The sequence below is a fragment of the Lacinutrix himadriensis genome (assembly GCF_001418105.1).
GTDB lineage: Bacteria > Bacteroidota > Bacteroidia > Flavobacteriales > Flavobacteriaceae > Oceanihabitans > Oceanihabitans himadriense.
Map to the genome: position 1 here is coordinate 181,219 of NZ_LIQI01000014.1, position 13,518 is coordinate 194,736.

A 13,518-nucleotide genomic window follows, 5' to 3' on the forward strand; every position below is an offset into this window, starting at 1 on the left:
AAAGTAGTATCTTTGTAGAAATTATTAAGATCAATACACACATGAAATTACTAGCAATTACATTAGTACTTTTAGGTTTAGCAATCGCTGGAATAGCTATAAAAATTTGGGCAAAAAAAGACGGAAAATTTGCTGGTACTTGTGCTAGCCAAAACCCAATGTTAAATAAAGAAGGAGAATCTTGCGGCTTTTGCGGAAAAACTCCTGAACAATACCAAGACTGTAGCGAACCACAACATTCTTAAAGTACATGATTTTACTGAATATTGCCTTCTACGCATTTATAGCCGTAGTAACTATTCAAGTTATATATTACCTTTTCTTATTTTCAAAGTTTGCTTTTTTACATCCGAAGCAGGAAACACCAAAAGACATTGCTGTTTCTATTCTTATTTGTGCTAAAAATGAAGCCGATAATTTAAAGAAATTTCTTCCGTATATATTAAATCAAGAATATCCAGATTTTGAAGTTGTTTTAATTAACGACAACTCTCATGATGATACACTAGACATCATGGAAGATTTTGCTGCAAAAAACAATAATATTAAAATTGTTAATGTAATACCAACCGAAGCGTTTTTTGGAAACAAAAAGTATGCATTAACCCTTGGTATAAAAGCATCCAAAAATGAGTTCTTACTTTTTACCGATGCAGATTGCCAACCCAATTCGAAATACTGGTTACAAGAAATGAGCGCACATTTTAACCAAACAAAAACTATTGTTTTGGGCTATGGTGCTTATACCAAAATTAAAAATTCGTTTTTAAATAAATTAATCCGATTTGAAACACTGCTAACCGCTTTACAGTATTTCTCTTATGCCAAATCTGGAATACCATTTATGGGAGTTGGTAGAAATTTAGCATACAAAAAAGAAGTATTCTTTAATGCAAATGGCTTTATTAACCACATGCAAGTCCGTTCTGGTGATGATGATTTATTTATCAATCAAGTAGCAACGAATAAAAACACAAGCATTTGTTTTACAAAAGAAAGTTTTACTATTTCTAATCCGAAAACAACTTTTAAAGACTGGCTTTTACAAAAAAGAAGACACGTATCTACCGCAAAACATTATAAAGCAACACACAAGACCTTACTTGCGCTTTTCTATATTTCACAATTTCTATTTTGGACTTTAGCAATTACACTTCTTATCACAACATATTCCTGGCAAATAGTTTTGCCTATATTCCTCTTAAGAATACTTATCTTTTATATCGTATTTGGTAAAACCTCCAAAAAATTAGACGAAAAAGACCTTATTATTTTTCTTCCTTTTTTAGAGATTTTTTTAATTGGCATGCAATTAACTATATTTATAACTAATCTTATTGCAAAACCTAAACATTGGAAATAGAAGAAGCCATACAACAAGCAAGAAAAAACGAACAAAAGGCATTTAATTTTTTACTAAACACCTTTTGGGATGACGTATATGGTTTTCAGTTAAAACGTATTCAAAATGAAAACGATGCCGAAGACGTTACCATTCAAACCTTTTCTAGAGCTTTTGACAAAATAGAGACGTACAACACCGAATATAAGTTTAAGACTTGGCTGATTACCATTTCTAAAAACATTCATATCGATTTATTGCGAAAAGAAAAACGTTCTATTTCTGCAGATATGTCTAAGGACGATGAAAATTCGCTGTTTCAAATTTTAGACGAAACCCCTTCTGCGGAAGACAAACTTATTACAGAGCAAAACTTAGCCAAACTACTTCGGGATATCAAAAAATTAAAACCACATTATCAAGAGGTGATTAATCTACGCTACTTTCAAGAGTTAAGTTATAAAGAAATCTCCACCCAATTAAACGAACCTATTAACAACGTTAAGGTAAAACTCTTACGTGCTAAAAAACTTTTAGCAGAAATTATTCAGAAAAAATAATCCCACTAAAAATTGGCTTTAATTTATAGTATCTCACTATTTGATAAAGGCTTTTTTAATAGAATACTTTGTATCTTTGTATTTAGAAATAACAAACTAAATGAATACAGATACTGCTTCAAACATAATTCCGGAACGAGTAGCAAAACCAAAATGGCTTCGTGTAAAGTTACCAACAGGTAAAAAGTACACCGAACTTCGTGGTTTAGTAGACAAATACAAACTGAATACTATTTGCGCATCAGGAAGCTGTCCGAACATGGGAGAATGCTGGGGAGAAGGTACCGCAACTTTTATGATTCTTGGTAACGTTTGTACACGTTCTTGTGGTTTTTGTGGTGTAAAAACCGGAAGACCAGAAACGGTAGATTGGGACGAACCAGAAAAAGTAGCACGTTCTATTAAAATCATGAATATTAAGCATGCCGTTTTAACTAGTGTAGATCGTGATGACTTAAAAGACATGGGAAGTATTATGTGGAGTGAAACGGTTAAAGCGGTTCGCAGAATGAATCCGGAAACGACATTAGAAACATTAATTCCAGATTTCCAAGGTGTAGAATTACATATTGACAGAATTATAGATGTTGCTCCAGAAGTAGTTTCTCATAATATTGAAACCGTAAGACGCTTAACTCGTGAAGTACGTATTCAAGCAAAATACGATAGAAGTTTAGGCGTTTTAAAATACCTAAAACAACAAGGACAAAGACGTACAAAGTCGGGTATTATGTTAGGTCTTGGTGAAATGCGCGAAGAAGTTATAGAAACTTTACATGATTTAAGAGCTAATGATGTAGATGTAGTAACTATTGGTCAATATTTACAACCAAGTAAAAAGCACTTACCTGTAAAGCAATTTATTACTCCAGATCAATTTGAAGAATATAGAGAAATTGGTTTAGGTCTTGGTTTTCGCCATGTAGAAAGTAGCGCTTTAGTTCGTTCCTCTTACAAAGCACAAAAACATATTAATTAATGATTCATGTTGCAATAAATGGATTTGGAAGAATTGGCAGACGCGTTTTTAGACTGCTTCAAAACAATCCAAACATACAAGTCGTTGCTATAAATGATTTAGCAGACGCAAGAACATTAAGCCATCTTTTAAAGTATGATAGTATTCATGGCATTTTTAATGAAGCCATTTCTTATAATGAAAATCACATTATAGTTAACAATAAAAACATTCCTTTATTAAATAAGCAAAAGCTAGAAGATCTTAATTGGAAACCTTTTGATATCGATTTTGTTATTGAAGCTACAGGAAAGTTTAAAACCAAAGAAGCGCTAAACCTTCATATTAAAAATGGCGCAAAACGCGTTATTTTAAGTGTTCCTCCTTTAGAAGACGATATAAAAACAGTCGTTCTAGGTGTTAATGAAGCTATTTTAGATGGCACTGAAAAAATAATATCTAACGCATCATGTACCACAAACAATGCGGCACCAATGCTTGCTATTATGCAAGAACTTTGCGGTATTAAACAAGCATATATTACCACAGTCCATTCCTACACCACAGATCAGAGTTTACACGATCAGCCACATAGAGATCTACGTCGTGCAAGAGCAGCTGGTCAATCTATTGTACCTACTACTACTGGAGCTGCAAAGGCACTAACAAAGATATTTCCAGACTTAGCAAATGTAATTGGAGGTTGTGGCATAAGAGTTCCTGTAGCGAATGGCTCTCTTACAGACATCACATTAAATGTGGAGAAAAATGTAACCATTGCGCAGATTAATGATGCATTTAAAAAAGCTTCGCAAAATAAATACAAAGGTATTTTGGAATATACCGAAGACCCAATTGTATCTATAGACATTGTAGGAAACACACATTCCTGCATATTTGATTCACAAATGACTTCAACCATTGGAAATATGGTAAAAATTATTGGTTGGTACGATAATGAGACAGGCTATTCTAGTAGAATAATCAATTTAATTAGCAATTTATCGGTAAAAAGTTAACTTTTATCGAATAAATATTTATATTTGCTTATATCATTGTTAAAAAAATGTTCCGAATCAACTACTATATATGTGCTATTATCATGGTGTTGAGTTGCAGTGTATTTTCTCAGGAAATCACTACTCAAGAGAGAGATACTATACAACAAAATGTAAATAACCTAATAAGGTTAGCACAAAAAAACATTGAAAACTCCAATTATTTTGAAGCACAAAAAGAGCTTGAAAACGCTCTTATTCCGGCTACTACCATTGAAGACAATAAAAGCATAGGGTTAATCTACTCGAAACTTGGAAAAATTGAATATATCATTGAAGAACCAGATGAAGCAATTAAGCAATTAACAAGAGCAGTTGCAACACAACGTCTTTCTAATGATAAAATTAACCTTGCAGAATCTTACAAAACCTTTGGTAATGTTTATGTTGCAAAAAAAGATTACCAAACTGCTTTAGACTACTATAAATCTTCAAAAAACCTTTTTGAACAAGAAGGTTTAGATGATTTTGTTGCAGAAGTTGACCTTAAAAAAGGACAAACATTCTTAGCACTAGAAGACTACGAACAAGCCAAATTACTATTTGAAAATGCTATCGCTTTAGCTAATAGATACAATTTAAAAAAAATACATAGTAGTGCGCAAATAAACCTAGGAGTTGTTTACGCTAAACTTAACAATATTGACAAAGCTATTGAAATCACCAACGAAGGTGTCAATGAAGCCATTAATAATGATTTTCACAATGTTATAAGTGAAGGCTATTTAGTTTTAAGTGATTTAAACCAAGAAACAAAGAACTACAAACTTGCTAATGCTTACTTAAGAAAACACATTAAATTATCAGATTCCCTTTTAAATGTAAAAAGACAAAATCTGAATCCAGAAAGAAGGTTTGAATATTTATTAAAAAACCAAACAGAGTACCAAAAAAAGCAAGCTGCAGATCTTGAAGAACTTCAAGATTCAAAAAACCTTAGTAAACTAACAGCTATTCTAAGTGTTGCTTTAATTACTATTTTATCGTTATTAACTTTGTCGTTATACAAAAACAACAGAATAAGGTTAAAAACAAACAATATGTTGCACAAAAAGAATGGCGAACTTATTCTTGCAAAAGAGAAAGCAGAATTAGCTTCAAAAACAAAAGCCAACTTTTTATCTACGGTAACCCATGAATTGAGAACACCTCTATATGCCGTTACTGGATTAAGTAATATGCTTTTAGACGAAAACCCTAAACCAGAGCAAGTACAGCATTTAAAGTCTTTAAAATTCTCTGGAGATTACCTATTAACTTTCATTAATGATATTCTTCAAATAAATAAAATTGAAGCGAATAAAGTGGAAGTAGAACCAGAAGTATTCAATTTAAAAAAGAAAGTAGCGAATGTTATTGCTGCGTTAAACAATTCTGCAATAGATAATGGCATAAAACTCCATTTTGAATACGACAAAGACTTACCAGAAAACTATAATGCAGATCAACTTAAGATTTCTCAAATACTAATTAATCTTATTGGAAATTCTATTAAATTCACCAAAGATGGAGATATCTGGGTTAGAGTATATAAACTTAACCAAACAGGTAAAACCTACTCTATACGATTTGAAATAGAGGATAACGGAATTGGTATTAGCAAAGAAAAGCAAGAACACATGTTTGAAAGCTTCTCACAAGGTTCTATTCAAATTAACAGAAAATATGGAGGTACTGGTTTAGGTTTATCTATTGTAAAAGGATTAATAGATATCTTAAAAGGGAAAATTTATCTTAAAAGTGAATTAGGTAAAGGTTCCAACTTTATTTTTGAAATCCCTTTAAACTATACCGACCAAGTAATTGAAGAAGAAACTAAAAAGAATTATTTTAAAAACATAAGCGAGATAGAGTTGAGCACGATAAAAATATTAGTAGTCGAAGACAATAAAATCAACCAAATGATTACCAAAAAGATTCTAAATAAAATGAATCTGAATTGTGACATTGTTGATAACGGAGAAGATGCTGTAGAGCAAGTTAAAAACACCAATTACGATGTCGTTCTAATGGATATTCACATGCCAGGAATTAGCGGATTGGAAGCAACCAAGATCATTAGAGGTTTTAAAAAGGACCTAACCATATTTGCTTTAACGGCGGTAACCTTGGAAGACAAAATGCATGAATTTGAAGAAGCTGGATTTGATGACATTATATCCAAGCCATTTAAGCAAGAAGACTTTGAAAAGAAGTTATACCAAGCATTAATAAAGGAAGAAGTTGCAATAGTTAAATAGTTACAAACTCTAAAACGCTAGTATTAAAAGCTTCCGGTTTATCTATATTTACAGTAATAGGTAGATAAAATACTTTATCTTTTAAAGCATCAAACTGTAACAACCTTACATAATCTTTTTCCGTAGTAATAATAAGTGACTTACTTTTAAACAGTTCTATATCTTGTGCTGTAAAGTCATGATGATCTTTAAAATTTAAATGATCAAATTGCAAACCTTCCGTTTTTAAATGATTTACTAAAGGCGTTGCATTTGCAATTCCGGTGACCAAAGTAAAATCATGTAACGTTTTTAATCCAAGTTTCTTTTCTTCAGAAAAAACACTATCTGCATAACGAATAGCACTAAAAAAAACACTTTGATTTGCTTTCGGATTAATACTTCTTATAATTTCATCTTTTTCTATAGCACTTAAGTTATCAGGACATTTAGTTACTACAATACAATTTGCTCGCTTCGCTCCTGCCCTTGGCTCTCGTAAATCTCCCGTTGGTAAAACCCAATCCTTCGTATATAAATTACTATAGGTAGTTAATAAAATATAAAACCCCGCTTTTACTTTTCTGTGTTGGTAGGCATCGTCTAATAAAATAACTTCTGGAGCCGTTTCTTGTTGCATTAAATTTTTAATTCCGTTTTGCCTATCTGCATCCACGGCAACTTGAATATCTTTTTTAAATTTTCTATAAAATTGAAAAGGCTCATCCCCCAATAATTTTGCATCGGCATTATTATCTGCCAAATAAAAACCTTCACTACTTCGTTTATACCCTCGACTTAAAGTAGCCACTTGTTTTTTATCTTTCAGTAAAACGATTAAATACTCAATCATTGGTGTTTTACCAGTACCACCAACACTTAAATTACCTACAGCTAATACCGGAAAATCATACGATTTAGACTTAAAAATGCCTCTATCATAAAACACATTACGCAACCAAGTTACTAGATAGTAAATTGGTACAACAGGAAATAAAAGGTATCGCAATAATTTCATATAAAAGAAACCAAAAAGGGTTGACAATTTTTTAAAAATCGAAGATAATAATTATTTAAACCACATAGAGATTACAGATACTATTTAAAAAATAATAAATACAAGCACATGACGTAAATATTTTATATTTGTTCTAAATCCAATACGAAAAAACATGATTATTCAAGATGTTATAGATTCCCTTGAAGAGTTTTCACCTTTAGCATACGCCGAAGGTTTTGATAACGTTGGTTTACTTGTAGGAAACAAAAACACCAAACTAACAGGAGTTCTAGTAACACTAGACACTTTAGAAGAAGTAGTAGATGAAGCAATTAAAGAAAATTGTAATCTTATTGTAAGCTTTCATCCTATTATTTTTAAAGGTTTAAAAAAGATTACAGGAAAAACCTATGTAGAGCGCGTAGTTATTAAAGCCATAAAAAATGACATTGCTATTTATTCTATGCATACCGCATTAGATAATGCATGGCAAGGTGTAAATAGCATGATTTGCGACCAATTACAACTTAATAATAGAAGCATTTTAATACCGCAAACCCAAAGCATCAAAAAGCTAACTACTTTTGTTCCTAATGAACAAGCCGATAACGTGCGTAAAGCATTATTTAAGGCAGGAGCAGGAAATATAGGTAACTATAGTAATTGCAGTTTTAATACCGAAGGAGTTGGTACGTATAAAGCCAATGAAAATGCGAATCCGACATTGGGTAAAATAGGAGAAACACATCAAGAAGCAGAAACTCAAATTTCTGTAACTTTTGCAAAACACTCACAATCCACCATTTTACAGACACTTTTAAAAACCCATCCTTATGAAGAAGTGGCCTATGAAATAGTCACTTTAGAAAACAATAATCAACATATAGGAATGGGAATGCTTGGCGAACTAGAAAACGCTATGACAGAAGCAGACTTTTTAAAGTATTTAAAAACGAAAATGCAAGCTAGTTGTATTAGACACTCTAATTTACGCAACAAACCAATAAAAAAAGTAGCTGTTTTAGGTGGCTCTGGCAGTTTCGCTATTTCTGCTGCAAAAGCTTCAGGAGCAGATGTATTAGTGACTTCCGATTTAAAATATCACGACTTCTTTTCTGCCGAAAATAGCATTGTTTTAGCAGATATTGGCCATTATGAGAGCGAACAGTACACAAAAAACGGTTTAGTAGCGCATCTTACAAAAAAAATTACTAATTTTGCAGTCGTTTTATCAAAGACAAACACCAATCCTGTTCAATATTTTTAAAGTATGGCAAAAAAGAAAGAAGTAACTGTAGAAGATCGCTTAAGAGCGTTGTATGATTTACAACTCATAGACTCTCGTATAGACGAAATAAGAAATGTACGTGGAGAACTTCCATTAGAAGTTCGCGATTTAGAAGATGAAGTTACTGGTTTAAAGACAAGATTAGAAAAGCTTGAATTAAGCTTAGAAGCTACTAATAATGACATTGACTCAAAAAAGAATTTAATTGAAGAAGCAAAATCTTTAATTAAAAAATATGCTGAGCAACAAAAAAATGTTAGAAATAACAGAGAGTTTAACTCACTGACTAAAGAAGTTGAATTTCAAGAATTAGAAATTCAATTAGCAGACAAGCACATTAAAGAATTTAAAGCGCAAATAGATCAGAAGAAAATAGTAATTTCTGAAAACAAAGATCGTTTGAAAGCTCGCCAAACACATTTAAAACACAAACAAGGTGAATTAAATGCCATTTTAGCAGAAACAGAAAAAGAAGAAAAAGCACTTATTAAAAAATCGGATGATTATAAAGAATCTATCGAAGATCGTTTAGTTGCTGCTTACACTAGAATTAGAGTAAATGTAAAAAACGGTTTAGCTGTTGTGCCAATCGAAAGAGGTGCTGCTGGAGGTTCTTACTTTACCATTCCACCACAAGTACAAGTAGAAATTGCTAGTCGTAAAAAAATTATTACCGATGAGCATTCTGGACGTATTTTAGTAGATGCTAATTTAGCGGAAGAACAAAAAGAAAAAATGGAAAAAATGTTTGCAAAACTATAATCCATTTTTAAATTATATTTAAAAGCCTTTACTTTTGTAAGGGCTTTTTTTATGCTTTTTTTTTTAAGGAACAACACTTGTTTCCGACTGAACCCAAAAACCTATACGTTATGAAACTGCACAAGACCTTTTTATTATCCTTCTTACTTATAACTTTATTCAGCTGTAAAAACACAGCACAAGTTAATGAAGATCAACAAACTGTAATTAACGCAGAACCTATAGAAGTTGCATTAGAAAACGGAAAAGCGAAAGCATACTTTGCTAGTGGTTGTTTTTGGTGCGTAGAAGCTGTTTTTGAAAGCGTAAAAGGTGTAGAGGAATCTATTTCGGGATATGCTGGCGGACATACTAAAAACCCGACCTACGAGGCTAGCAACACAGGAAGAACAGGTCATGCAGAAGCTGTAGAGATCATTTACAATCCAGAAGTAGTATCTTTTAGCACTTTAGTAGATGTGTATTTTGCATCACAAGACCCAACACAAGTAAATGGTCAAGGTCCGGATAGAGGAAGTCAATATCGTTCTATAATTTTTTATCAAAACGAAGTGCAAAAAGAAATCATCTTAAAGAAAAAAGAAGCATTAGCTAAAAAATTAGGTAAAACTATTGCAGCAGAAGTATATCCTTTTCAAAAATTTTGGATTGCCGAAGACTACCATCAAAACTACGAAAGACTACATCCAGAAAACAGATATATTCAAGGTGTTTCTATACCAAGATTAAGACGTTTTCAATCTTTAATGCCCGAAATATTAAAAGATAAGCATTAGACTTTTTTAAGCTGATTAAACCCATTGCATACAATCTTAAAAAAAAAATCTTTACGGGATAACATCAGCACAAAAACCACTATATCCCGACTTATTTACGAAATAGGTTTCATAAGAGTGATGATATAATATGTTAGCAATAATTAAGACCTACACGATGAAAAACATACTCCTTCTTTTATTTTTAATTCCAGTTTTGGGTTTTAGTCAAAATTTCGAGGGAACACTTGTGTATGAAAATGACATTAAGATTGCTGAAAAATTTTCCAAACAGTTAGGAATGACAAAAGAAAAGATGATGGAAAGCGGCAAATTCTTAGAGGAAACTCTGATTACCTATAAAAATGGAAACTATTTGAGCAAACCGAATAAAGGAAAAATTAAAGTTGTTTACTTATCAGATAGGAATGAGATTTTAACAATAGACAAAAAATCGGAATTAGTTCCAGCAATTAAAGCTGAAATAGATTTAGAAACGGAACTGAAAGAAAAAAGCCCTAAAATTACAGTAGAACAAACAGATGAAATTATCCTGAACACAAAATGCTCTAAAGTAATTGTGGTATGGGAAACAGGTACTTATGAGTATTTTTTCAATTCAGATTATTTAAAAATGGATTCGACTTTATACAATAACCATAAATACGATATGTGGTCGGAATATTTAAAATTATCGAATTCATTACCATTAAAAATAGTGAAAAGAATGTACGGAATGATGACAATTACTATGACTCTTAAAGAAATAAAAAAGCATTCCGTAAATGACAAAGTGTTTAAACTTCCTAAATTAGAATTAAGCAAAGAATTTGTGTTCTCTAAAGGGAATCAAGTTTATTATGTAAAAAAATAACTATTGCCAACAACGTTTATAATTAATGGCTAGTCCTCGCCTACTTACGAAAACCCTTGCGGATTTTCTATTCGATTTTTATTTGCTAAATTAGTTACTTAAATACGTCACTAATCATACAGAAAATAGGTTGTAACCAATATATGAAAAAGATACTCGCAGGAATTACATGCCTTTTACTTCTAACACAATGTTCTCCAAAAAACACAGAATACAAATCAACTTTAGAATTAAATCAACTATTAATTTCACATAGTATTTCTCTTTGGAAAGACGGACTTAAATCTAAAGATAGTTTTACTTCCGGACGCATACACCAGTTCAATAAAGATATGTCTTTCTTCTACCAAGAGGACTATTCAGGAAACACTAAACAATGGAATCCGTTTTACTACAATACGCTAAGTCCGTATCATTATGGCAATGGAAAGAGTAATACAAACGTGCTTAAGTATATTTTAGAAAAAAATCAGATTGCAATTTTAGACAGTCTTACTTTTAATAAGAAACTAAGCTTTGAAAGTAATAATTCAAAATTAATGTCCTCGAATATCACCATTACGATGTATAAAACGGAATATAATAATTCCGACACTTGGTTTGTTGGCAAAATAGATCATGAGGAATTTTATAAAGATCCAAAAGAATTTTCGATACCCATTTTTAGTTATAAATACACCATCAAAAACAATCGCATTTTATCTTATATAACGAGTAATATCCATTTTAAAATGGACGAAAAAGAAAATAATTTTATAATTAAATTAAACGAAATAGATGTTATTAATGACAAAGTTAAATATGAAGATTTCACTAAAAAATTTCTTCACCTCTATACTGATAATTTAAAAAAAGAAGATCTAAATATTTCTTATGAATAAAAACTAGTTACAAAAGCGCATAAAAGAACAACGAACTAAAGCTTCCTTGTAAAAACCCTCGCTTACTCCCTACTTTCCAACCAACAAGCAATAGTTTTCAAAAAAGTAGATTCTATAGATTTCTAATAATCTAAAATGGAAATAAACACAATCTAAAAACAAGTAATTCGTCTTCCAGAAGGCTCATTGGAACGAAAAGGAGCACTTTTAATTAATTCGAACAATCTTTCAAACCCCATTGATCCAAACTTCTTAAAATATCCTCAAGAGATTTCCCTCGAGTTGTTAATCTGTATTCTACTTTAGGAGGAACTACAGGATAAACTTTTCTAGAAATAAGCCCGTCTTTTTCTAAATCTCTTACGGTTTGTGTAAACATTTTATTTGAAATGCCTGGGATTTTCTTTTGTAACATTCCAGAACGCAAACTACCTTCCAATAAATGGAATAGAATTAAAGGTTTCCATTTGGTACCTATTAAATTCATGGTGTAATTTAATGGACAACTATTATCTTTATTCAAAATTACGCTATTATATTACTGATTATCATTATTTTACTCGTTTGGGTAACTATACCACTTTTAAGTAAGTTATTGCCAATTAGGCAAATATAGATTAATTTTGCAATCTAAAACAGAACTTATGACAACTAATAAAAATTATCCAAAATCATTTTCGCATATCGGAATAACAGTTCCAAACATAAACGAAGCAGTAAAATTCTATTCAGAAGTAATGGGTTGGTATGTAATTATGGAGCCTTCAAAAGTGAAAAAAGAAAAAGAAACTGCTATTGGCCAAATGTGTATTGATGTTTTTGGAAATGATTGGACGGAATTTGAAATTGCTCATTTAGCTACTTCCGACGGAATTGGAATAGAATTATTTTCTTTTCCGAATGGTATTAAAGAAGCTCCTGAATTTAACCCTTTCAATACTGGTCTATTTCATTTTTGCGTTCAAGATCCAAATATTGAAGAACTTATCGCTAAAATTTTGGACTATGGAGGAAAGCAAAGAATGCCAATTAGAGAATACTATCCAAAGGACAAACCTTTCAAAATGTGTTATGTTGAAGATCCATTTGGAATTGTATTTGAAATCTATACGCATAGCTATGAGCTTACCTATTCTTCAGGTGCTTATTCTAAATAAAAGATAGGCTGGATATGACAATTATCATATTTCAGTTTAAAAACCAATCGTACATTTACGATAGAGAATATGAAAAGAAGTTTAGAACATATAGAGTACAAGGAAGACACCGAGTCTTTGGCTAAATTTGCAAAAGCGCTAGGACATCCTACTCGCATTGTCATTCTAAAATATCTTGAAAATCAATCCTGCTGTTTTACGGGAGATTTGGTAGATGTATTACCCATTTCTCAATCCACAGTTTCCCAGCATTTAAAAGAATTAAAAAACGCAGGTTTAATTCAAGGGGAATTGAAACCACCAAAAATAAAGTATTGTATTCATCCTGAAAACTGGAAAATTGCAAAAACTTTATTTCAACAATTTTTTGATTGATATTTTTTTATAATCACATCGCTTATTGCCGATAGACAAATACAAATATTATGAGCAAAGTAATTAAAATTTTAGGGACAGGTTGCCCAAAATGCCAATCCATGACAGCTGTTGTTAAGGATGTCGTTGCTGCAAACAACATAGATGCAACCATTGAAAAAGTAGAAGACATCATGGAAATCATGAAATTCAATATCATGACAACACCTGCTTTAGTAATAGATAATGTGATTAAAATAAAAGGCAGAGTACCTTCTAAAGAGGAAGTATTGGCACTTTTAAACTAATT

The 13,518-nt window shown here is 31.4% G+C and carries 16 protein-coding genes; 14 read left to right on the plus strand and 2 right to left on the minus strand.

Annotation, left to right across the window (positions count from 1 at the left end; all coding sequences use genetic code 11):
* Positions 1 to 41: 41 nt before the first annotated feature.
* The 6 genes from AMD28_RS04345 to AMD28_RS04370 all read left to right on the plus strand — a co-directional run bounded on the left by AMD28_RS04345 (position 42) and on the right by AMD28_RS04370 (position 6,158).
* Positions 42 to 245: a hypothetical protein gene (locus AMD28_RS04345; protein WP_055442936.1), complete on the plus strand. Its 204-nt coding sequence runs from the start codon at positions 42 to 44 to the stop codon at positions 243 to 245.
* Between the two features lie 5 nt (positions 246 to 250).
* Positions 251 to 1,363, plus strand: a complete 1,113-nt coding sequence (locus tag AMD28_RS04350; protein ID WP_055442937.1) for a glycosyltransferase — start codon at positions 251 to 253, stop codon at positions 1,361 to 1,363.
* Positions 1,354 to 1,902 (plus strand): RNA polymerase sigma factor, encoded by a 549-nt coding sequence (locus AMD28_RS04355; RefSeq protein WP_055442938.1) that lies wholly within the window; start codon positions 1,354 to 1,356, stop codon positions 1,900 to 1,902. The genes AMD28_RS04350 and AMD28_RS04355 overlap by 10 nt, the downstream gene beginning before the upstream one ends.
* Positions 1,903 to 2,002: 100 nt before the next feature.
* The gene (lipA, locus tag AMD28_RS04360) at positions 2,003 to 2,881 is read left to right on the plus strand and encodes a lipoyl synthase (protein ID WP_055442939.1); all 879 of its coding nucleotides are present in this window, start codon (positions 2,003 to 2,005) and stop codon (positions 2,879 to 2,881) included.
* On the plus strand, positions 2,881 to 3,879 hold the full coding sequence (gap, locus tag AMD28_RS04365; protein WP_055442940.1) for a type I glyceraldehyde-3-phosphate dehydrogenase: 999 nt from the start codon (positions 2,881 to 2,883) through the stop codon (positions 3,877 to 3,879). The genes lipA and gap overlap by 1 nt, the downstream gene beginning before the upstream one ends.
* A 47-nt stretch (positions 3,880 to 3,926) precedes the next feature.
* Positions 3,927 to 6,158: an ATP-binding protein gene (locus tag AMD28_RS04370; RefSeq protein ID WP_055442941.1), complete on the plus strand. Its 2,232-nt coding sequence runs from the start codon at positions 3,927 to 3,929 to the stop codon at positions 6,156 to 6,158.
* Here AMD28_RS04370 and lpxK read toward each other — a convergent pair.
* The gene (gene lpxK, locus AMD28_RS04375) at positions 6,151 to 7,182 is read right to left on the minus strand and encodes a tetraacyldisaccharide 4'-kinase (protein WP_338035221.1); all 1,032 of its coding nucleotides are present in this window, start codon (positions 7,180 to 7,182) and stop codon (positions 6,151 to 6,153) included. The two genes, AMD28_RS04370 and lpxK, sit on opposite strands and share 8 nt — an antisense overlap.
* 127 nt (positions 7,183 to 7,309) lie before the next feature.
* Between lpxK and AMD28_RS04380 the strand changes: the two genes are divergently transcribed.
* The 5 genes from AMD28_RS04380 to AMD28_RS04400 all read left to right on the plus strand — a co-directional run bounded on the left by AMD28_RS04380 (position 7,310) and on the right by AMD28_RS04400 (position 11,697).
* On the plus strand, positions 7,310 to 8,404 hold the full coding sequence (locus tag AMD28_RS04380) for a Nif3-like dinuclear metal center hexameric protein (protein WP_055442943.1): 1,095 nt from the start codon (positions 7,310 to 7,312) through the stop codon (positions 8,402 to 8,404).
* Between the two features lie 3 nt (positions 8,405 to 8,407).
* Positions 8,408 to 9,187 carry a zinc ribbon domain-containing protein gene (locus tag AMD28_RS04385; RefSeq protein ID WP_055442944.1) on the plus strand — a complete coding sequence of 260 codons (780 nt, stop codon included), beginning with the start codon at positions 8,408 to 8,410 and terminating at the stop codon, positions 9,185 to 9,187.
* Between the two features lie 110 nt (positions 9,188 to 9,297).
* Positions 9,298 to 9,963 carry a peptide-methionine (S)-S-oxide reductase MsrA gene (gene msrA, locus AMD28_RS04390; RefSeq protein ID WP_055442945.1) on the plus strand — a complete coding sequence of 222 codons (666 nt, stop codon included), beginning with the start codon at positions 9,298 to 9,300 and terminating at the stop codon, positions 9,961 to 9,963.
* A 157-nt stretch (positions 9,964 to 10,120) separates the two neighbouring features.
* Positions 10,121 to 10,816, plus strand: a complete 696-nt coding sequence (locus AMD28_RS04395; RefSeq protein WP_152975542.1) for a hypothetical protein — start codon at positions 10,121 to 10,123, stop codon at positions 10,814 to 10,816.
* Between the two features lie 143 nt (positions 10,817 to 10,959).
* The gene (locus AMD28_RS04400) at positions 10,960 to 11,697 is read left to right on the plus strand and encodes a hypothetical protein (RefSeq protein ID WP_055442947.1); all 738 of its coding nucleotides are present in this window, start codon (positions 10,960 to 10,962) and stop codon (positions 11,695 to 11,697) included.
* A 211-nt stretch (positions 11,698 to 11,908) separates the two neighbouring features.
* Here the strand turns inward: AMD28_RS04400 and AMD28_RS04405 are convergent, their stop codons facing one another.
* Positions 11,909 to 12,184 (minus strand): winged helix-turn-helix transcriptional regulator, encoded by a 276-nt coding sequence (locus AMD28_RS04405; RefSeq protein ID WP_055442948.1) that lies wholly within the window; start codon positions 12,182 to 12,184, stop codon positions 11,909 to 11,911.
* A 157-nt stretch (positions 12,185 to 12,341) separates the two neighbouring features.
* On the opposite strand from AMD28_RS04405, the gene AMD28_RS04410 reads away from it, so the two are divergent.
* The 3 genes from AMD28_RS04410 to AMD28_RS04420 all read left to right on the plus strand — a co-directional run bounded on the left by AMD28_RS04410 (position 12,342) and on the right by AMD28_RS04420 (position 13,516).
* Positions 12,342 to 12,854: a VOC family protein gene (locus AMD28_RS04410; RefSeq protein ID WP_055442949.1), complete on the plus strand. Its 513-nt coding sequence runs from the start codon at positions 12,342 to 12,344 to the stop codon at positions 12,852 to 12,854.
* 69 nt (positions 12,855 to 12,923) lie between these two features.
* Positions 12,924 to 13,229 (plus strand): ArsR/SmtB family transcription factor, encoded by a 306-nt coding sequence (locus AMD28_RS04415; protein ID WP_055442950.1) that lies wholly within the window; start codon positions 12,924 to 12,926, stop codon positions 13,227 to 13,229.
* Between the two features lie 50 nt (positions 13,230 to 13,279).
* Complete coding sequence (locus tag AMD28_RS04420; RefSeq protein WP_055442951.1) at positions 13,280 to 13,516, plus strand: thioredoxin family protein; 237 nt, start codon at positions 13,280 to 13,282, stop codon at positions 13,514 to 13,516.
* Positions 13,517 to 13,518 lie beyond the last annotated feature (2 nt).

Coding starts and splice junctions, on each gene's coding strand:
- AMD28_RS04345 (WP_055442936.1), top strand. CDS start 42: ATGAAATTACTAGCAATTACATTAGTACTTTTAGGTTTAGCAATCGCT.
- AMD28_RS04350 (WP_055442937.1), top strand. CDS start 251: ATGATTTTACTGAATATTGCCTTCTACGCATTTATAGCCGTAGTAACT.
- lipA (WP_055442939.1), top strand. CDS start 2,003: ATGAATACAGATACTGCTTCAAACATAATTCCGGAACGAGTAGCAAAA.
- gap (WP_055442940.1), top strand. CDS start 2,881: ATGATTCATGTTGCAATAAATGGATTTGGAAGAATTGGCAGACGCGTT.
- AMD28_RS04370 (WP_055442941.1), top strand. CDS start 3,927: ATGTTCCGAATCAACTACTATATATGTGCTATTATCATGGTGTTGAGT.
- AMD28_RS04380 (WP_055442943.1), top strand. CDS start 7,310: ATGATTATTCAAGATGTTATAGATTCCCTTGAAGAGTTTTCACCTTTA.
- AMD28_RS04385 (WP_055442944.1), top strand. CDS start 8,408: ATGGCAAAAAAGAAAGAAGTAACTGTAGAAGATCGCTTAAGAGCGTTG.
- msrA (WP_055442945.1), top strand. CDS start 9,298: ATGAAACTGCACAAGACCTTTTTATTATCCTTCTTACTTATAACTTTA.
- AMD28_RS04395 (WP_152975542.1), top strand. CDS start 10,121: ATGAAAAACATACTCCTTCTTTTATTTTTAATTCCAGTTTTGGGTTTT.
- AMD28_RS04400 (WP_055442947.1), top strand. CDS start 10,960: ATGAAAAAGATACTCGCAGGAATTACATGCCTTTTACTTCTAACACAA.
- AMD28_RS04405 (WP_055442948.1), bottom strand. CDS start 12,184: ATGAATTTAATAGGTACCAAATGGAAACCTTTAATTCTATTCCATTTA.
- AMD28_RS04410 (WP_055442949.1), top strand. CDS start 12,342: ATGACAACTAATAAAAATTATCCAAAATCATTTTCGCATATCGGAATA.
- AMD28_RS04415 (WP_055442950.1), top strand. CDS start 12,924: ATGAAAAGAAGTTTAGAACATATAGAGTACAAGGAAGACACCGAGTCT.
- AMD28_RS04420 (WP_055442951.1), top strand. CDS start 13,280: ATGAGCAAAGTAATTAAAATTTTAGGGACAGGTTGCCCAAAATGCCAA.